Consider the following 18610-nt stretch of genomic DNA (forward strand, 5'->3'; position numbering starts at 1 on the left):
TTCCCTGGGACGGGGCTAAGGACAACGAAAGGACTCGTTAAGGATATACTAGGGACAGTTTTTTAAGGATGAAGCGGGAACACTAATTGTGTGCAGGATGCACAAAAAGCTAGATAAAAAAATGCGCCTCAATGAGGCGCATTTTTCTTTTATAGGTTTTAATATTTTAGTGTGTTGCCTGCAGTCTGCTGTTACGTCAACTCGCTGCTCACCTTTAGCAAGTATCGGTCAACACGAATAGGTTGCCTAATGAGCGCCCTTAATAATCTACAAACTTTGCATATGCGTTATGTTTACCTAACGCAGACTGGCTGCCTTTCAGGGAAAATTCATAGCCACATAACTCAAAGCTTCCGCGAAATGCCACCAGCTGAAGGAGCGATTTCGTGTCTATCGGTGAGAAGTAAGCAAAATAATCACTACCGTTTTCCACCGTAACGTCCAATGTACGTACTTTTTTGCCGTTGTTGAATGTAATTTGGCTACAGCTTTTATCACCATCACCTGTCGTTTGTGACCATATTTGTTGTTCAGGGGTTTGATCGCCTTGCCAGTATATTGACAAACCATCGTACTGATTCAAATACAAGGTAAAATTATCAGGCATGGGAAGCGGATACTCGCGCGTCATTAATTGTGAGTTTTGCAGTACCTGTTCTGATGCTTCAAGTTCTTGCGCTTCAACATTACTCTCATCAGAGCCTGTCAGGAATATCGCAAAGCTAGCTAAAACAATAAGCGATGCTAAGGCCATAAGTAGTGTTTTTTTATTATTAAAGACTACAGACAAATCAATTGAGGCCCCAGATGTCTCCTCTGATGTTGATGGCGTGTTGATTCGAGAATACTGCTCGGTACGCTGGTAAAGCTGTTCATCGGATACCGCCATTGCTGAGCTACCATCTAGACTCGGCTCGACACGAAAACTACGAGTGTTAACTTGTTTGTTATAACGCGATAAGTCTACAGGACCCATATAGCCCAAAATATGGTTATTCTCTTTACTGGGCAGTCGATAGCTCAGCCCTGTTATTGTTGCTGCAGAGACTTGAAGCCAACCAAATACACTCATTTCCAACAGTAAGAATAAAGCGCCAAAGAGAAAAATTACTACTGGCAGTGACCATGCAGCGGGAAATTTTACATGCGCGTCGTTAAGTCGGCGTCTCATTGATAGTGAATTTACTATCGCTCCCAAAATAAGGAATACTGCTGAGACGGTTTTACTATCAAATATTGCAATGCTTAAAAGAAAGAATAAGGTGCTAACAAGGGATATTGAAAATAAGCGAGCGTTGTTATCAGCGCCGCGCAGACAAAAGAGAGATTGAATAAATTGCACAGTAGCCTCTTGTTATTGTATTCGAAATGCAGGCAAATCTACTTTATCAAGCTTTAGGCCGTTTAGGTACAGCAAGCCTTGCACGCTAGACTCACCGTCTCCACTGAATTCAAATTCGAAACAGCTAACAATATGAAAACCTTTTCTTTTACTAAAAGCGGGGCGAGCAGTACGTCTTGCAATTGACATAAACTGCAATCCTTGCTGTTTGCAATATCTGCCAGCATGGGCTCGGGCCATTTCAGCGACTTTACGTAAGTACCAAAAGTACCAACCAATGAGGAAAATAAAAAGAAAGAGATAAATGTCAGCCATACATGCTTTCCAAATCGTGATTATCTGAACAGTAAACCAATGGCTTTAGCCAATGATTCATCGCGTTGCTCTGAACGCATTACAGCAAAGACATGGTGGCGGAGTTCTGGAATACCAACTAAATCCTTAAAAATAGCGCTAAACAATGATAAATCTTCTCGTTGTGACAACAGAGTTAGATACTTGTTGAGCAATGCTGGTTCGCTAAATACTTCCCAGCATCTGCCAGCTAGCGTAATAAGCGTATCGTCGTCAGGTTTTTGATTAAGTATGTCGGTTATGTACGCTTTTACATGTGGATGATTAGAGGAACTCGCTAAAGCGCGTAGTAAGTGTAGTTTGTCATCTGCATTTACTGCTTGTTTCGCGCAGCGAATTAACTCATCAATAACCTGTACGGGTAATATGTAATTCTCTAAAGCTAAACACAAGGCATTTAATACAGGCGCAGGGTAGTGACCAATATTTGTGGCAATAGCCTTATAGGTAGCTGGTTCTTCGATGCGAGCAGCCACATCGGAAATCCCCTGTATGCCTATCGTTTGCCAGTCTTGCCAGTCGCGTTGACCACTGATGTATTCTTGCGCTGTTTCAAAATGAATGCTGGCAGCTTGCTTTAATTCAACCTTCAACATGCTGTTTAAAGTAGCCAGCTTATATTCTGCGGGCTGAAAATTGTATGGGTTGCTTTTCAGCAGTTCTTCTTGTTTTTCACTTGGGTCTTGCGTCAAGTCTGAACCTAGTGCCTCAATGATGATGGCAATAAAGTGATTACGAGCCCCTTGATTTAGCAAACCTCTTTCATCGAGTGGTAAACGCACAAACCACAAATAGGGTGACTTAGAAGGTGGTTGCCAGAAGGCTATCGCTAAACTTGCCTGGCCTTGACTTGGAAAAGGGTACGGCAACTGATTTTGCTCTACTTTATTGAATGTGTCTTTAGACATTTTGGCAATGCGACGACCAATGTCATAAATGCGAAATTGGCTGTTCGAAAGTGAAAGCAACTCAGAAATAGTATCGATACGATCCATAATGGGAAAAAACAGTCGAATTTTTTTCGAATTATAATGATAATGGCGCCGCAAAACTATGAGTAAATCACATGAATACTGCATCATCGAATGTAAATAACCTATTAAATAAATTAGAGCAGGCGCTGAAATCCTCAAAGCTCTGGAGTGTTGATGCACCTTTGCCAGAGCAATTGGCCAGTGTGCAGCCATTTTGTGTAGATACGTTAAGGTTTGAACAATGGTTGCAGTTTATCTTTATACCGAAAATGCAAGAACTGTTGGCTCAACAGCTGCCATTACCAAATCAAATTGCGCTATGTCCAATGGCAGAAGAGGCGTTTGCTCCAATGGGCGATGCCGCCGCTGATATTGTTAATGTACTTGGTGATATCGATGAAGCACTCAGTGGCCAGCGTATGCAGCAAAAGTTTTTGCACAACTAACGTTGAGTTGGCCAACGTCCTTCAAAACGCATTTTCCGAGATATTTGAAGAATTTTATAGTGAATAACGCCTGTGATCATAACTGAAAAACCTACGTTAACTATCTTGTACCAAGATGAGCATATTGTTGCGATAGATAAGCCGGCAAGCCTTTTTGTCCACCGCAGCTTTTTAGATAAGAATGAACGTTTCTTTGCGCTTCAGCTATTACGTGATCAACTAGGGCAGTACGTGTATCCCGTTCACAGATTGGATAAGCCCACAAGTGGGGTATTGCTGTTTGCACTAAGTTCTGAGGTTGCTCGTACGCTGACTGAAGCTTTTACTGAAAGAGAGGTCAGCAAAACTTACTATGCACTCGTTCGTGGTTTCTTGGAAAAGCAAGTAACAGTAGATTACCCGCTTAAGGAGAAGCTCGATAAAATTGGCGATAAATATGCCAGTGAAGATACTGAAGCAAAAGACGCTCTGACATGCTTTGAGACGTTATGCCAAGGTACAATTGATAAGCCATTGGGTAAATACAATTCAGTACGTTACTCGTTGGTAAAGGCAACACCCAAAACAGGTAGAAGACATCAAATCAGACGTCACTTAGCCCATTTACGCTACCCCATCATCGGTGATGTTAATTACGGGGATAACAAGCAAAATCCATTTTTTGCGCAAGAATTTGGTTTTCGACGACTCATGCTATTCGCACAATCGTTGACGTTTCCTCATCCAGTAACAAAAACGCCGGTAACAATAGCGGCGACGTTTGATGAGCAATGGTTAGCGGTATTTGACCATTTAGGCTGGCAACCGCCTCAACTAGAAGAAAGCGCTTAAATTAGCGTAGCTTTTGTGTAGGGCCAGCTAGGCGCACAAAGTTACTGTCGTACTGGTCATATAGCCAATCTAGATGATGTTGTCCATACGCTGGCTTCTCAGACTTTGGCCCTTTAATCATGACATAACCTACTTGTTGCAACTGGAACGTTTGCATTCGCGTTTGTTCAAATTGTTCCATCATAATTTGGTCTGCTGTTGTAGGGCGCTTTAGTAAACTAATCAACAATTCCGTGTCGTTTGTTAACGGCTTTTTCTCATTGTCTACTTGGAAGTCTGAATTTGTATTACAGCCAGTTAGAAGTAGGGCGAAAACAAGTGTTAAGTACGTGAATAATTTGCTCATGATTAAGGTCGATAGTTACTGCCAATAACCTTACTCAGCAAGCGTTATACCAATGGAAAAATTGACGCGGAGAATAAGCCTTGATTTGTCGCTAACTACTTAATAATGAATGAATTAAAAAATTCCGAGCGTTAGGTGTTTGAAATAAAATAAGGTATAAAAAAGCGCTAATTTCAAGGAGTCAAAAAACTAGCGCTTCTAAAGGGGTTACGTTAAAACGTAGAATTTTCGTGGCAAGTTTATTCGTCAGATACTGAACGCAGTAAAGCGTTAATGCCTACTTTTGCACGTGTTTTTGCATCAACTTTTTTAACGATAATAGCGGCATATAAGCTGTATGTACCGCACTTAGAAGGTAAATTGCCTGGCACAACAACAGAGCCAGCAGGTACTCTTCCGTAATGCGTTTCACCGGTTTCACGATCGTAAATTCGTGTGCTTTGACCAATGTAAACACCCATTGATATAACAGCGCCTTCTTCAACAACAACGCCTTCTACTATCTCAGAACGAGCGCCGATAAAACAGTTATCTTCAATAATAGTCGGGCCCGCTTGCAGCGGTTCAAGCACGCCACCAATACCTACACCGCCAGAAAGGTGAACGTTCTTACCTATTTGTGCGCATGAGCCCACAGTTGCCCAGGTGTCTACCATTGTGCCGTCATCAACGTAAGCGCCAATGTTCACATAGCTTGGCATGACTACAACGTTTTTACCGACAAAGCTGCCAGTGCGAACGGTGGCAGGCGGCACTACACGCACCCCATCGGCTTCAAACATTTCTTGCGTGTAATCACTATATTTAAGTGGAACTTTATCGAAATACTTAGATTCAGCACCATCAACTACTTCGTTGTCCCAGATGCGGAAGCTAAGCAACACTGCTTTTTTCAGCCATTGGTGAACAACCCACTCACCAGCAACTTTTTCAGCAACGCGAGCTGAGCCGTTATTTAATGCGGCGAGTGCAGCTAATACTGCATCTTTAACTTCCGCTGAAACGGTAGAAGGTGAGATCGACATACGATCTTCAAAGGCTTGTTCAATAATGGCTTGTAGGTTATCCATAAGTTGTTCCTTGTTCGTTTACACGATGTCGCCACAAAGGCGCTCATTTAGTATTTCTTTTTCTGTGTCGGTTAGCGCTTTATTTTCTGCATTGGAAATAGTGAAAATATCCTCTGCTCGCTCACCAAACGTGGTAATTTTTGCGGTGTGAATACGCAGTTTCAAGTCAGAAAATACTTGGGCAAAACTAGCGAGCAGACCAGGGCGATCAGTCGTTATGATTTCCAACATTGTGGTATTTTTTATATCTGATTGAATAAAGCTGACCTGCGTTTTCAAATTAAATGTTTTCAGTCGTTTAGAAACAGGTTGTACTTCAATTGTTGCCAGTGTTTCTTGGTTTAGGCGAGACGTCAGTGATGTCGCAATTTCTTGCATACGAAACTCATCTGAAATCGGCTTTGAGTGGTGGTCTAAGACAACAAAAGTGTTTAAGGTAAAACCTGTTTTACTCGTGATGATTTTTGCGTCGTGTATCGACAGTTTTCTGTTACCTAATATGGAAACTGTATTCGCGAAAATGTTGTTGCGTTCAGCAGTAAATACAAACACTTCGGTACCGCCACGATAAGGCTTTGGACTGACAAGTACGAGTGGATTGTCTCTGTCGTGGTTGAGAATATGTTTGGTATGCCATGTAATTTGCGCAGGCGAATATCGTAAGAAGTAATCGGCTTTAAACTCTTGCCATAACGGCTCAATAACCTCTTCGCTGATACCAAGCTCGGAGAGCATTTGTAATGCTTCATCTTGGTTTTCGCGAATCTTCGCACGCAGATCAACAGGTTTTTCCAAGCCATGACGGAAAGCGCGTTTGGTCGCTGTATATAGTTCTTGGAGTAAATTCGCTTTCCAACTGTTCCACAGGCTCTCGTTGGTTGCGCGCATGTCAGCAACAGTCAAACAATATAGGTAATCAAGATGTGCTTCATCACGAACGACTTCGGCAAAGTCTTTGATGACTTGCTCATCCGAGATATCTTTACGTTGTGCTGTGACCGACATGGTCAAGTGTTCTTTGACTAGCCAAGAAATCATACGGCCATCGTGGTCGTTAATGTTGTGTGCTTTGGCGAAGTTAAGCGCATCAACAGCACCAAGTTCTGCGTGGTCACCTCCACGCCCCTTCGCGATATCGTGGAAAATACCCGCTAAATACAATACTTCAGGTTTTCGGATACGCTGTACGATCTTGCTACACAATGGGAATTCGTGATCGTGCTCTGGTTGGCTAAAGCGATACAAGTTTTTGATCAGTCGATAGCTGTGCTCGTCAACAGAGTATGCGTGGAACAAGTCAAACTGCATTTGTCCGACGATTGAGCGCCATTCTGGTAAGTACGATGCCAAAATACTGTGTCTATGCATTAACGAAAAGGCTAAGCCTAAGCCACGAGGATGTTTAATGATTTCTATGAAGGTGCGCCTGTTTTCTGCGTAATCATTTAATCGGCCTACAAGGCGTCGTCGAATATTACGAAGTAGGCGCAAGGTTTCAGAGTGTAGACCTTTAATTTCACTATGCTGCGCAATAATCAAAAACAGTTCCATGATTTTGACCGGACGCATAAACAGGCGAGGGCTGGTGACTTTTATTAAACCGTCGACAACGTAAAAGTCTTTATTAATCTCGATAACTTGATTGGGCTTGTCGTCACTTAAGATTTCATCTTCAAAATGCTGAAGCAACATTTTATTGAGCTCGGCAACGCGACCAATGATTCGGAAGAAACGCTTCATCATGCGTTCAACAACGGCTTTACCTGCGTCACCAAATCCCATCATCTTAGCGACATCAGCTTGATAGTCGAACAATAATCGATTTTCGCTTCTGCCAGCAACATGGTGCAATGCGAAACGCATCCGCCATAAATAGTCTTGGCACTCTACAAGCTCGGTGTACTCGTTGGCTGTCAAATAGCCGTGTTCCACCAACTCGTAGAGAGACGTCGCCATAAAGTGGCGTTTTGCTACCCAAGCAATGGTTTGGATATCACGTAAACCGCCTGGGTTTGCTTTTAAATTAGGTTCAAGCGTATACGATGCGCCATGGTATTGATTATGACGATGCTCTTGCTCTTCTACCTTAGCTAAGAAAAATTTCTTTGACGTCCAAAAAACATCTTCTTGCAACAAGGGTTGCAATTGCTCTGCTAACGTTTGGTTACCGCAGATTAATCGCATTTCCATTAAATTAGTGGCAATGGTTACGTCGCTAAAAGCTTGCTTTAAGCACTCTTGAATGTCTCGAACACTGTGACCAATATCAAGCTTTACATCCCACAATTGGGTAATGAATGCCCCAATTTTTTCTTCCAGATCTTTTTCAACACGCTTTTGCGTGAGCAATAAAATGTCGACATCCGAATGCGGATGAAGCTCACCTCGGCCGTAACCACCGACAGCAATAAGACTGACCTGATACTCGTCAAGTTGATGTTGTACCCATAACTTTTCAAGTACGGCGTCTACAAACGTAGCTCGTGCGCGCACGAGGTTAAGCATGTCTTCTTCGATAAAAATGGATTGAAGCCAAGCATTAAACTCAGTGCTTAGCTGGCAAATGTCAGCACTGCTAATGACAGGAGCGCTGACACATAATGGGTCGATAAATTGACTGGGTATGAAGTTATTATTTTCCACAGTGTTCTGTTCGTTAATCAGTAATAAAGGCTAGTTATGCAATTGGCGAGGAATAGTGTCGTCTTTACGTAAAGTAAGAATTTCACAGCCTGTACGTGTAACAACAATAGTATGTTCCCACTGTGCTGACTTTTTGCCATCAACAGTGTAAACCGTCCAATTGTCTTCTTTATCCAGTACAGTACCTGATTTACCCATGTTGATCATTGGCTCTACGGTAAAACACATGCCTTCAACCATCTTGGTTTTGTCATTGTTCTTGTAATGAACAATTTGTGGCTCTTCATGGAATACTGCGCCGATACCATGACCACAGTATTCTTTCACGATACCAAAACGGCCTGATTTCTTAATGAACTTGTTTATTGCAGTGCCTATTTCACCAAACGTGTTACCTGGCTTAATTTTTTTAAGACCAGTATAAAGTGCCTCTTGGGTAATACGGCATAGGCGACGGTCTTCAGCGGTTACATCACCCACCATGAACATTTTGCTGGTGTCACCATGATAGCCGTCGACAATAACGGTCACATCTATATTTACTATGTCACCTTCTTTTAGCGGCTCATCATTCGGGATCCCGTGACATACAACATGGTTTACCGATGTACAAATTGACTTTGGGAAACCGTGATAATTTAGAGGAGCAGAGATTGCGCCCTTATTTTCTGTGTATTCCGCACAGATAGTGTTGAGTTCGTCAGTAGTAACTCCCGCTTTAACGTGCTGTTCAATCATTTCTAGCAATTCAGCAGCTAAACTGCCTGCCGCACGCATTTTTTCGATTTCTTCCTGGGTTTTAATCGGAATCGTCATTCAGTTCTCAATATTTACAATAGTTATCGATATTCTACACAGTTTAATACGAGCTCTGTAGAAACAAAGCGTATTAAAGCGTTAAAAAATTAGGCATTCATTTCTTGTTGTATCGCTTCCACAATAGCGGTTGGTTCCAACAAATATAAGTTGTGATTTAATAATACTAAGTCATCTTCATGGGCTAGCAATAGTGCAGGGATAGCACGTGTGCCAATGATTTCTTGAATTTCTTCAATGTCAGCAAGCTGATATTCCGCCTCTTTAGAGAATTTCTCGGATTGAAGCACTTTCGTTGGTGCTGATAATTTTAAGTCAGCAATTATGTCTGCAACATCGTCGGCAGTTTCAAGTGGATTGCCATGTTGGAAGTGTTGCTCTTGTAATGACTGCAAAATACGTAGGCTCTTTTGCGCGCACTTCGCTTGTGACCATGCCATTAAGTTTGCCGCTAAAGTAGAGTCTTTTGTTTTAGGTAATTCTTCTAGATAAGCTGCTGCGAAGGTTTGATTGCTAAGTTCAGTCACCGTATCTACTGTTTTTCGGTCAACTTTGTTGTCGCCATCGAACATGCCACTATGTAAAAAGTGAACTTTAACGTTTGGCAACTCATCATTAACTGCTGAAATAAGTTGTGTAGCGGCGTAACTCCACGGACAGTGAGAGTCATAAATGAAATATAATTGTGTCGACATAGCGATCATCTAATCCAACAAACAGAAATACCGCCACATTTTACCTAGTTGGTCAAAATAAGCCTAGATCTAATTCGCAAATGCTTAGGATCAAACTGGACAAAAAACACACTTTTATTCATGTCTTACCCTAGTTATTTCTATGACAATATGGTATAAAATGCGCCGCTGAAAATGTGCCTGCAAGTTTTGTGGGCTTTCAAGCGAAAATTTTGAACCGTGTTCTTCAATGTAGAAGACACATTTTTATAAACTCACATACACCTTGCAAAGATATACCGGGGTGCTCCAAGCGTACTAAGTATGCTGCTATGAGTCGTGTATATTGGGTGTGTGGACGCTTAACCCCAAGAGGAAAAATTTATGCCAAACGTTTCTATGCGCGATATGCTTAAAGCGGGTGTTCACTTCGGTCACAAAACTCGTTACTGGAACCCGAAAATGAAGCCATTCATCTTCGGTGCTCGTGATAAAGTTCATATCATCAACTTGGAACAAACTGTTCCTATGTTCAACGAAGCTCTTGCTTTCATCTCTGGCGTTTCTGCTAAGAAAGGTAAAATCTTATTCGTTGGTACTAAGCGCGCTGCTAGCGATGCGGTACGTGAAGCTGCGATCAAATGTGACCAGTTCTACGTAGACCACCGTTGGTTAGGTGGTATGTTGACTAACTGGAAAACAGTTCGTCAATCTATCAAACGTTTAAAAGACTTAGAAGCTCAAAGCACTGACGGTACATTCGACGCTCTTACTAAGAAAGAAGCGTTAATGCGTACTCGTGAGATGGAAAAGCTTGAGAAAAGCTTAGGCGGTATCAAAAACATGGGTGGCTTACCAGACGCTATCTTCGTTATCGATGCTGACCACGAGCACATTGCGATTAAAGAAGCTAACAACCTAGGTATTCCAGTAGTTTCTGTTGTTGATACTAACTCAAACCCAGACGGTGTTGATTACATCGTACCTGGTAACGATGATGCTATCCGTGCAGTTACTTTATACTTAGATTCAGCTGCTAATGCTGTAATCGAAGGCCGTGAGCAGAACATTGCTGTTGCTGCAGAAAAAGACGGTTTCGTTGAAGCTGAATAATAGCTGAAACAATTACCCTTTAATCTATCTGAAATGCGAAGCTTGATGCTTCGCATTTCAGAATTTAACTCTTTATATTTTGAGGAATTAACTCATGGCAATTACTGCTGCATTAGTTAAAGAATTACGCGACCGTACTGGCGCAGGCATGATGGATTGTAAGAAAGCACTTCAGGAAACTGACGGTGATATGGAACTTGCAATCGAAAACATGCGTAAGTCTGGTCAAGCAAAAGCTGCTAAAAAAGCGGGTAACATCGCTGCTGAAGGTCAAATCATCATCAAAGACGGTGCTTTAGTTGAAGTTAACTGTCAAACTGACTTCGTAGCAAGCGATAGCAACTTCTTAGAGTTTGCTAACAAAGTTGCTGACGTTGCAGCTGCAGAAAAGCTTTCTATCGAAGACTTACAAGCTAAGTTTGAAGATGAGCGTATTGCATTAGTAGCTAAAATTGGTGAGAACATCAACGTTCGTCGTGTAGCTTACGTTGAAGGTGCTTCTGCTTCTTACAAGCACGGTGCAAAAATTGGTGTTGTTGTTGCTGGTGAAGGTGACGCAGAAACACTTAAGCACATCGCTATGCACGTTGCTGCTTCTAAGCCTGAGTTCGTTAACCCAGAAGACGTTCCAGCTGAAGTAGTTGAAAAAGAAAAAGCTATCCAAATCGATATCGCGATGAACGAAGGCAAGCCTGCTGAAATCGCTGAGAAAATGGTTACTGGCCGTATGAAGAAATTCACAGGTGAAATTTCTTTAACTGGTCAAATGTTCATCATGGAACCAAAGCGTTCTGTTGGTGACATTCTTAAAGAGAAAGGTGTTTCTGTATCTAGCTTCGTTCGTTTAGAAGTTGGTGAAGGCATCGAGAAGAAAGAAGAAGACTTCGCTGCTGAAGTAGAAGCGCAAATCGCAGCTGCTAAAGGCGAATAATTTTACACGTCACATTTGACGTTTTCTCTGCGTTAGTTTTTATGTTTTGTTGGTCACATACTCAAGTGTGCTCCGGCACAAAAAACAAAAATTGCCTTGATTAAACGCCAACTGTTTACTGTAATAAAAGTTTTCGAAAAAGGTGACTTAGGTCACCTTTTTTTATGCGTGTAATTTGTAAAAAGGAAAATGCTTAAAGAGAATTTTTCGTCAGATATAAAATGGCTAGGCTTTATTGTTGTAAGTGCCTCAGTGCTAATTCATGGGCTTTATCTAGTGCCATAGGGCTGTCTATATGCACATCCGCAGTCACGCCAAACTGCCAGTTTGCCTCTGTCTCGGGACTCGTTACCATTGCATACGGCAGTGTCAGTACAATGTTGTTATGAACATGTATTTGTGTGGAGAGTTGTGTGTGTCCCATAGTATCTTCGCCAACCAATACCGCCTTATGTTGGTTTTTTAATACAAAGCTTAGTAACTCCCAACTGCCTGAAACAAAGGCCGAGTTAACGATATAAAGTGGAAACTCTTTTCGCAATATTGTGGTTCGGTCAATTGCTATGGTGTTGAGATTAATAGTTTCATTCTTTAAGTGAACATCCGCAATTCGCGTCTCAGCAGGGAAAAAATAACTCAGTAATAGTCGAATGGTGGCGATATTGGTTTCATCAGCTTGCCTTAGATCGATAATTAGAGCGTCAGCACCTTGTAAGCTATTCATTGCGTTAATAATTACCTCATCGGTGTTACTCAGCAACAAATCGTTGGTAATTGTTAATACGCCAACATTCCCTTCGATAAGCTTGGATGTCACGGGAGGAGCTGTGTAATTACGGTCTTTCGAACTAGAAATACGTGTTTTTTCATAAAGAACAACATCGATGTACTTGTCAGCGGTAGCATCTCTTAAAAGTGTTCTTAAATCTGAGATAAATTGCTGTGTACTGATTGCTTTTTGATTACGGTTGTTGAACGCAGCCGACAAAAGTTCTTTGTCAAGTGACTTCGCCTTCTGGGGATGCAGGTAAGTACTGATTAGTTGTTCACTAACATTTGCTAACGTTTGTTCGACTTCTTCAGCAGATAATGAATCGGCACCTGAAATCATAGTTGGCTTTGTTATTTGTGCGAGTGAAGAAAATGTTGAGAAACAAAGGAGAGCTATTGCCAATATTTTTTTCATGATTTTATCGTTTGTTCGCTGTAAACAGCATGTTGTTGAGCACTGATATAAGTTGATATTGCGCTTTGACGTGTTTTTTCAATGATTGACGATAAAGTTTAGTGTGCTGAATTTTATGCTCAGCTAGGTATTGAAATAAGAGCATTTACCCTAAATCAATCAATAAATAACCAATAAAACTGGTTTTTTAACAATATGCTTTCGATAGTCAAAAAAAACTTATAAAATAGCCGCGGTCAATTTTGGCTGCGACATTTTTACCTACAGGAATCTTGAGCTTATGAGCACCAACCCTAAACCAAATTATCGTCGTATTCTTCTCAAGCTAAGCGGTGAAGCCCTAATGGGGGATGAAGGCTTTGGTATTGATCCAAAAATATTGGATCGTATGGCGCAAGAGATAAAAGAATTGGTTGAGATGGGGATTCAAGTAGGCCTTGTCATTGGTGGCGGCAACTTGTTCCGCGGTGCTGGCCTTGCTGAAGCGGGGATGAACCGTGTTGTTGGTGACCAAATGGGGATGCTAGCAACTGTGATGAATGGTCTAGCTATGCGTGACGCACTTCATCGCGCATTTGTAAACGCCCGCCTCATGTCTGCAATTGACCTTGCAGGTGTATGTGACACCTACAACTGGGCAGATGCGATTGGTATGCTGAAGTCAGGTCGAGTTGTTATATTCAGTGCTGGTACAGGCAACCCCTTCTTCACAACTGACTCTGCTGCATGTCTACGTGGTATTGAAATCGAAGCAGATGCTGTTTTAAAAGCAACGAAAGTTGACGGTATTTACTCCGAAGATCCGGTTAAAAATCCAGAAGCCACATTATACTCTCACTTAACTTACCAAGAAGTGTTAGAAAAAGAATTAAAGGTAATGGACCTAGCTGCCTTTACCCTAGCGCGTGATCACAACATGCCAATTCGCGTATTCAACATGAACAAGCCTGGCGCTTTGAAAAATGTTGTCATGGGCGTGGAAGAAGGCACCACTATTGATCATGCTGAGAATTTAGATTAATCGTTCAGTATTAAGGAATATTCAAGTGATTGAAGATATTAAAAAAGATGCAGAAGCTCGTATGAGCAAAAGTATCGATTCATTAAAAACGAACTTAAACAAAGTAAGAACGGGTCGTGCACATCCTTCATTATTGGACAACATTTCTGTTGATTACTACGGTTCAGATACACCGCTTAATCAAGTAGGTAACGTGACTGTTCCTGATGCACGTACACTAGCTATTACGGTATTCGACAAGTCTATGATTGGCGCAGTAGAAAAAGCTATTTTGGCGTCTGATTTAGGTTTAAACCCTTCTTCACAAGGTACACTAATTCGTATTCCTTTACCGCCATTAACAGAAGAGCGTCGTAAAGACCTTGTTAAAGTGGTTAAAGGTGAAGGCGAAAACGGTAAGATCGCTATCCGCAACATCCGTCGTGATGCAAACTCTGATGTTAAATCTTTGAACAAAGAAAAAGAAATCAGTGATGATGAAATGCATCAAGCAGAAGACGAAATTCAAAAGATTACTGACAAGTTTGTAAAACAAGTTGATCAGTTGTTGGTAGAAAAAGAAGCGGAATTAATGGAAATTTAATTTTCCATGTTAAGGTACAAGCGCCGTAGTGAGTTTTACTACGGCGTTTTTATATAGTGAGAATTAAGTGTCTAGTAACATAGAACAACAATTATCAGACCTGAAAATTCCTAACCACGTGGCCATCATCATGGATGGGAATGGACGATGGGCCCAACAGCAGGGCAAAAAACGCGTATTCGGTCATAAATCGGGAGTAGAGTCAGTTCGCTCTACGGTAACGACCGCACGTAAGCTAGGTGTTAAAGCGTTAACGCTTTTTGCGTTTAGTAGTGAAAATTGGCAAAGGCCAGAAGAAGAAGTCTCCGTTTTAATGGAGCTATTCATGTTAGTGCTGAATAGGGAAGTGAAGCGACTACATAAAAATGATATAAGATTTCAAGTGATCGGTGACGTCAGTCGTTTCTCTGACAAACTACAAGAAAAAATTAGAGCTGCTGAGCAGTTAACCGAGAACAACACCGGGATGGTATTATCTGTGGCTGCCAATTATGGCGGTCGCTGGGACATAGCTAATGCGGCAAAACAATTAGCCGCGGCAGTAGCGAATCAAGAAATGCAACTTAACGATATAGATGAAAACGCATTGGATCGCTTCACCAGCTTAACAAATATGCCAGATTTAGATTTGATGATTCGCACCGGCGGCGACCACCGTATCAGTAACTTTTTACTGTGGCAGGCGGCCTATGCGGAGTTTTACTTTACTGACGTTTTGTGGCCAGAGTTCAACGAAGACGAGTTTATCCGTGCAGTTGATACCTTTACACAGAGAGAACGTCGATTCGGCAAAACTGGCGAACAAGTAAAACAGCAACCTTAAAAAGGAACATCGCTTGTTAAGGCAAAGAGTACTTACAGCTGTTGTATTGGCACCACTCGCCATAGCTGCAATATTTTATTTACCACTACCGTTATTCGGCGCCTTGTTATTGGCAATTATGGCTATAGGTGCATGGGAGTGGGGGCCTTTAATGGGCTTCGCTCGTCATTCGCGTCGATGGTTTTTTGTAATCGCAAGTACGGTAATGATCGCAGCCCTTTGGGCAATGTTACCACCTGATACATTGTGGCTGGCGAAAGGTGAGTTAAAGCAGTCAGCGGTTTACGTGTTATGGCTGGCAGTCGCCTGGTGGGCACTTTCCGCCATTCTTACTTTTCTTTATCCAAGATTCAGTTCGTTTTGGTCTAGTCATCGTTCCGTCCGAGGAATATTTGGCTGGCTTACACTGATACCCACCTGGCTAGCCTTTATGGTCATTCGCTCTAGCGAATACCAAACAGACCCCTACCATGGTGCTCAACTTATAATGTTTTTGTTTCTAATGGTTTGGAGTGCTGATATTGGCGCTTACTTCGTAGGGAAGTCTATTGGTAAACACAAGCTCATGCCAAACGTAAGTCCGGGTAAAACGTTAGAGGGCTTTTTTGGCGGCATTGCATTTGCGTGTGTATTGGTAGCAACTGCTGGAAAGATCATTGGGTGGACAACTGAGCAGTTTGCAACGGTATTAGTCGTTACAGTGATTATCACCACGATTTCTGTATTAGGTGATTTAAACGAAAGTATGTTCAAACGCCAAGCGGGCGTTAAGGACAGCGGTACAATTTTACCAGGCCATGGCGGTGTACTTGACCGTATCGATAGCTTAACTGCAACGGCGCCCATTTATGCGCTTTGTTACGTGATTATTGGCTGGTAGGGCGATGACTCATCACAATTTGTGTGTGCTTGGTTCAACCGGCTCAATTGGTGAAAATACGCTTGACGTTGTAAGGCGTCACCCTAAACGTTTTTCTATTGTTTCTCTTTCTGCACACTCTCGTGTAGACAAGATGCTAGAACAGTGTATCGAGTTTACGCCGAAAACTGTCGTGATGGGTTCGAATAAGGCGGCAGACTCTCTTAAAGAAAAGCTGAGAGAGCGAGGCATAAATGACATTGCCGTTTTATATGGCCCTCAAGCATTATGCGATATCGCAGCTGCAAATGACGCTGATACCGTAATGGCGGCAATTGTTGGTTCAAGCGGCTTGATGCCGACAATGTCTGCAGTCAATGCAGGCAAGCGCGTTTTGCTAGCTAATAAAGAAGCGTTAGTAACCTCTGGGCAGCTATTTATAGACGCTGTAAAAGCGTCTGGTGCAAAGCTATTACCTATCGATAGTGAGCATAACGCCATATTTCAATGTTTACCTGAACTAGAGCAAAAGCGTCCTGGTGAATGTGCGCTAGAAGACAACGGTATTAGCAAAATATTACTAACCGGCTCTGGCGGACCATTTAGAACAATGGCGGCAGAACTCCTCCATACTGTTTCACCTGATCAAGCATGCGCTCATCCAAATTGGGACATGGGCCGAAAAATTTCGGTAGACTCAGCCACAATGATGAACAAAGGCTTAGAGTTTATTGAGGCTAAGTGGTTATTCAACGTTGAACCGAAGCAAATTCAAGTTGTTCTTCACCCTCAAAGCACTATCCATTCAATGGTGCAGTACAAAGATGGTTCAGTGCTTGCGCAAATGGGAAATCCTGATATGCGTACACCGATTGCTCATGCCCTAGCATATCCCGAGCGCATAGATGCAGGGGTTGAGCCGCTCGATTTTTTCAACACCAAACCGTTTGAGTTTGAGGCGGTAGACTTCGAACGTTATCCAAATCTAAAGCTAGCTATTGATGCGTGCTCTATGGGGCAAGGTGCTTGCACTGCGTTAAATGCCGCTAATGAAATAGCGGTTGAAGCATTTCTAGCTGAGCGAATTAGATTCACAGATATTTTTAAAATTAATGAATCCTCAGTAAATTATTTTGTCTCAGAACAAGTCAGCAGTATTGATGATGTTATCGCTCTAGATGCTAAAGCGAGAGCATTTGCAAGTGAACAGCTGATATCGCTGGAGGCTGAGAAATAATGATAGATATGATTTGGAACCTAGCGTCATTTATCGTTGCGCTAGGTATCTTAGTTACCGTGCATGAATATGGGCACTTCTGGGTTGCCCGTAAAAATGGCGTTTTCGTAGAACGTTTTTCCGTTGGTTTTGGTAAGCCAATTTGGCGAAAGATGGATAAACATGGCACTGAGTATGTGATAGCGCTCATTCCGCTTGGTGGCTATGTCAAAATGCTGGATGAACGTGTTGATGATGTACCTGATGATAAAAAACACCTCGCCTTTAATGGTAAAAATGTTTACCAACGTATAGCGATCGTTGCTGCAGGTCCGCTTGCTAATTTCCTATTCGCTATCTTTGCTTTCTACCTCATGTTCTTGATCGGTGTGCCAAGCATTAAACCGGTAGTGGGGGATGTTGAGCCACAGTCTATCGCGGCAAAAGCGCAGCTTCCTATTAATAGTGAAATTGTTGAAGTAGCGGGCATCAAGGTTAAAGATTGGCAAGATATCAATATGGCGATTGTTGGAGAAATAGGACAATCATCAATATTGTTTAAAGCTCGATTATCTGACAGTACCCAAATCAAAGAATTTAGTTTCGACACCTCGAACTGGCAGTTCTCGCCGGAAAAAACGTCGTCCTTGGCAAGTCTAGGAATCGTTCCGTTTTCACCTAAAGTACATACTGTGATCTCAGCAGTAGGTGCAAATAGCGCTGCCGAAAAAGGTGGTCTGCAAGTAGGTGATAAACTGCTGCGTATTAATGATGAAAAAATTAATGATGACTGGCGAATGTTCTCGACGACATTACGTGAAATGCCAGGCCAAGAAGTAGAGCTATTGGTCGAAAGAAAGGGTGAAACTCTTACATTGTATGTTACGCCAGATACTCGTGAAGTAAACGGTAAACAAATCGGATATTTGGGGGTATCACCAACATTCGATGAATGGCCAGAGGGCTACCAAATAGAGCTGGCATATGGATTATTTGGTAGTTTACAAGAAAGTATGGAACGTACATGGAATTTAGTGGTCTTAAGCTTTGAAATGATTGGCAAGTTGATCACTGGTGATGTGTCAGTGAAGAACTTAAGTGGACCAATTGCCATAGCACAAGGCGCAGGAAATAGTGCTGGCTATGGATTCGTATATTTTTTGGGCTTTTTAGCGTTAATTAGCATTAATTTAGGGATAATTAACCTTTTACCGCTTCCAGTACTTGATGGCGGTCACTTACTCTATTACCTTATAGAGCTTTTAACAGGAAAGCCTGTACCAGAAAAAATTCAAGAGTTGGGATTTCGATTCGGGGCATTAGCTTTACTCGGCATAATGAGTATCGCCATATTCAACGACATTTCGCGGCTTTAATAAGAA

19 protein-coding genes are annotated in these 18610 nt (G+C 42.0%); 10 read left to right on the forward strand and 9 right to left on the reverse strand.

Translation table 11 applies throughout. The features are described from left to right. Window positions 1-259 precede the first annotated feature (259 nt). The 3 genes from ACFSJY_RS06105 to ACFSJY_RS06115 form a co-directional block, all read right to left on the reverse strand. Window positions 260-1171 (reverse strand): hypothetical protein, encoded by a 912-nt coding sequence (locus ACFSJY_RS06105; RefSeq protein ID WP_386032246.1) that lies wholly within the window; start codon window positions 1169-1171, stop codon window positions 260-262. A gap of 183 nt (window positions 1172-1354) precedes the next feature. Continuing rightward, on the reverse strand, window positions 1355-1657 hold the full coding sequence (locus ACFSJY_RS06110; RefSeq protein WP_386032248.1) for a DUF3301 domain-containing protein: 303 nt from the start codon (window positions 1655-1657) through the stop codon (window positions 1355-1357). A 20-nt stretch (window positions 1658-1677) separates the two neighbouring features. After that, window positions 1678-2691 carry a DUF3549 family protein gene (locus ACFSJY_RS06115; protein ID WP_386032250.1) on the reverse strand — a complete coding sequence of 338 codons (1014 nt, stop codon included), beginning with the start codon at window positions 2689-2691 and terminating at the stop codon, window positions 1678-1680. A gap of 71 nt (window positions 2692-2762) precedes the next feature. Here ACFSJY_RS06115 and ACFSJY_RS06120 point away from each other — a divergent pair, with 71 nt between their 5' ends. Continuing rightward, window positions 2763-3116 carry a YqcC family protein gene (locus ACFSJY_RS06120; protein WP_386032252.1) on the forward strand — a complete coding sequence of 118 codons (354 nt, stop codon included), beginning with the start codon at window positions 2763-2765 and terminating at the stop codon, window positions 3114-3116. Between the two features lie 78 nt (window positions 3117-3194). Then, complete coding sequence (truC, locus tag ACFSJY_RS06125; protein ID WP_386032693.1) at window positions 3195-3947, forward strand: tRNA pseudouridine(65) synthase TruC; 753 nt, start codon at window positions 3195-3197, stop codon at window positions 3945-3947. 1 nt (window position 3948) lies between these two features. On the opposite strand, the gene ACFSJY_RS06130 is transcribed toward truC, so the two are convergent. The 5 genes from ACFSJY_RS06130 to ACFSJY_RS06150 form a co-directional block, all read right to left on the reverse strand. Beyond that, window positions 3949-4293, reverse strand: coding sequence for a hypothetical protein (locus tag ACFSJY_RS06130; protein WP_386032254.1), 345 nt, complete (start codon window positions 4291-4293; stop codon window positions 3949-3951). A 239-nt stretch (window positions 4294-4532) separates the two neighbouring features. Next, window positions 4533-5363 carry a 2,3,4,5-tetrahydropyridine-2,6-dicarboxylate N-succinyltransferase gene (gene dapD, locus ACFSJY_RS06135; protein ID WP_386032256.1) on the reverse strand — a complete coding sequence of 277 codons (831 nt, stop codon included), beginning with the start codon at window positions 5361-5363 and terminating at the stop codon, window positions 4533-4535. Between the two features lie 18 nt (window positions 5364-5381). After that, window positions 5382-8006, reverse strand: a complete 2625-nt coding sequence (gene glnD, locus ACFSJY_RS06140; RefSeq protein ID WP_386032258.1) for a [protein-PII] uridylyltransferase — start codon at window positions 8004-8006, stop codon at window positions 5382-5384. 30 nt (window positions 8007-8036) lie between these two features. After that, window positions 8037-8822, reverse strand: coding sequence for a type I methionyl aminopeptidase (map, locus tag ACFSJY_RS06145; protein ID WP_386032261.1), 786 nt, complete (start codon window positions 8820-8822; stop codon window positions 8037-8039). Window positions 8823-8911: 89 nt separating this feature from the next. Further along, on the reverse strand, window positions 8912-9517 hold the full coding sequence (locus tag ACFSJY_RS06150) for a hypothetical protein (RefSeq protein ID WP_386032263.1): 606 nt from the start codon (window positions 9515-9517) through the stop codon (window positions 8912-8914). A 363-nt stretch (window positions 9518-9880) separates the two neighbouring features. Between ACFSJY_RS06150 and rpsB the strand changes: the two genes are divergently transcribed. Both rpsB and tsf read left to right on the forward strand, forming a co-directional pair. Beyond that, window positions 9881-10609: a 30S ribosomal protein S2 gene (rpsB, locus tag ACFSJY_RS06155; RefSeq protein WP_386032265.1), complete on the forward strand. Its 729-nt coding sequence runs from the start codon at window positions 9881-9883 to the stop codon at window positions 10607-10609. Window positions 10610-10703: 94 nt separating this feature from the next. Beyond that, window positions 10704-11540, forward strand: a complete 837-nt coding sequence (gene tsf, locus ACFSJY_RS06160) for a translation elongation factor Ts (RefSeq protein ID WP_386032267.1) — start codon at window positions 10704-10706, stop codon at window positions 11538-11540. A gap of 232 nt (window positions 11541-11772) precedes the next feature. Here the strand turns inward: tsf and ACFSJY_RS06165 are convergent, their stop codons facing one another. After that, complete coding sequence (locus tag ACFSJY_RS06165) at window positions 11773-12726, reverse strand: S41 family peptidase (RefSeq protein ID WP_386032269.1); 954 nt, start codon at window positions 12724-12726, stop codon at window positions 11773-11775. Between the two features lie 280 nt (window positions 12727-13006). Here ACFSJY_RS06165 and pyrH point away from each other — a divergent pair, with 280 nt between their 5' ends. The 6 genes from pyrH (at window position 13007) to rseP (ending at window position 18604) form a co-directional block, all read left to right on the forward strand. After that, window positions 13007-13747, forward strand: a complete 741-nt coding sequence (gene pyrH, locus ACFSJY_RS06170) for a UMP kinase (protein ID WP_386032271.1) — start codon at window positions 13007-13009, stop codon at window positions 13745-13747. A gap of 61 nt (window positions 13748-13808) precedes the next feature. After that, on the forward strand, window positions 13809-14330 hold the full coding sequence (frr, locus tag ACFSJY_RS06175; RefSeq protein WP_386032695.1) for a ribosome recycling factor: 522 nt from the start codon (window positions 13809-13811) through the stop codon (window positions 14328-14330). A gap of 130 nt (window positions 14331-14460) precedes the next feature. Then, window positions 14461-15153, forward strand: a complete 693-nt coding sequence (uppS, locus tag ACFSJY_RS06180; protein ID WP_386032698.1) for a polyprenyl diphosphate synthase — start codon at window positions 14461-14463, stop codon at window positions 15151-15153. A gap of 13 nt (window positions 15154-15166) precedes the next feature. Beyond that, on the forward strand, window positions 15167-16033 hold the full coding sequence (locus ACFSJY_RS06185) for a phosphatidate cytidylyltransferase (RefSeq protein WP_386032273.1): 867 nt from the start codon (window positions 15167-15169) through the stop codon (window positions 16031-16033). Window positions 16034-16037: 4 nt separating this feature from the next. After that, window positions 16038-17249: a 1-deoxy-D-xylulose-5-phosphate reductoisomerase gene (gene ispC / locus ACFSJY_RS06190; protein WP_386032275.1), complete on the forward strand. Its 1212-nt coding sequence runs from the start codon at window positions 16038-16040 to the stop codon at window positions 17247-17249. Continuing rightward, the gene (gene rseP / locus ACFSJY_RS06195) at window positions 17249-18604 is read left to right on the forward strand and encodes a sigma E protease regulator RseP (RefSeq protein ID WP_386032277.1); all 1356 of its coding nucleotides are present in this window, start codon (window positions 17249-17251) and stop codon (window positions 18602-18604) included. The genes ispC and rseP overlap by 1 nt, the downstream gene beginning before the upstream one ends. The last annotated feature ends 6 nt before the right edge of the window (window positions 18605-18610 follow it).

The organism is Thalassotalea euphylliae, from assembly GCF_042682785.1.
Classification (GTDB): Bacteria; Pseudomonadota; Gammaproteobacteria; order Enterobacterales; family Alteromonadaceae; genus Thalassotalea_F; species Thalassotalea_F euphylliae.

Bases quoted from the DNA above. Each gene is read 5' to 3' on its own strand.
- ispC (WP_386032275.1), top strand. From the start codon at position 16,038: ATGACTCATCACAATTTGTGTGTGCTTGGTTCAACCGGCTCAATTGGT.
- pyrH (WP_386032271.1), top strand. From the start codon at position 13,007: ATGAGCACCAACCCTAAACCAAATTATCGTCGTATTCTTCTCAAGCTA.
- ACFSJY_RS06120 (WP_386032252.1), top strand. From the start codon at position 2,763: ATGAATACTGCATCATCGAATGTAAATAACCTATTAAATAAATTAGAG.
- ACFSJY_RS06115 (WP_386032250.1), bottom strand. From the start codon at position 2,691: ATGGATCGTATCGATACTATTTCTGAGTTGCTTTCACTTTCGAACAGC.
- ACFSJY_RS06130 (WP_386032254.1), bottom strand. From the start codon at position 4,293: ATGAGCAAATTATTCACGTACTTAACACTTGTTTTCGCCCTACTTCTA.
- map (WP_386032261.1), bottom strand. From the start codon at position 8,822: ATGACGATTCCGATTAAAACCCAGGAAGAAATCGAAAAAATGCGTGCG.
- frr (WP_386032695.1), top strand. From the start codon at position 13,809: ATGAGCAAAAGTATCGATTCATTAAAAACGAACTTAAACAAAGTAAGA.
- tsf (WP_386032267.1), top strand. From the start codon at position 10,704: ATGGCAATTACTGCTGCATTAGTTAAAGAATTACGCGACCGTACTGGC.
- ACFSJY_RS06110 (WP_386032248.1), bottom strand. From the start codon at position 1,657: ATGGCTGACATTTATCTCTTTCTTTTTATTTTCCTCATTGGTTGGTAC.
- uppS (WP_386032698.1), top strand. From the start codon at position 14,461: ATGGATGGGAATGGACGATGGGCCCAACAGCAGGGCAAAAAACGCGTA.
- rseP (WP_386032277.1), top strand. From the start codon at position 17,249: ATGATAGATATGATTTGGAACCTAGCGTCATTTATCGTTGCGCTAGGT.
- ACFSJY_RS06105 (WP_386032246.1), bottom strand. From the start codon at position 1,171: ATGAGACGCCGACTTAACGACGCGCATGTAAAATTTCCCGCTGCATGG.
- ACFSJY_RS06165 (WP_386032269.1), bottom strand. From the start codon at position 12,726: ATGAAAAAAATATTGGCAATAGCTCTCCTTTGTTTCTCAACATTTTCT.
- ACFSJY_RS06150 (WP_386032263.1), bottom strand. From the start codon at position 9,517: ATGTCGACACAATTATATTTCATTTATGACTCTCACTGTCCGTGGAGT.
- dapD (WP_386032256.1), bottom strand. From the start codon at position 5,363: ATGGATAACCTACAAGCCATTATTGAACAAGCCTTTGAAGATCGTATG.
- rpsB (WP_386032265.1), top strand. From the start codon at position 9,881: ATGCCAAACGTTTCTATGCGCGATATGCTTAAAGCGGGTGTTCACTTC.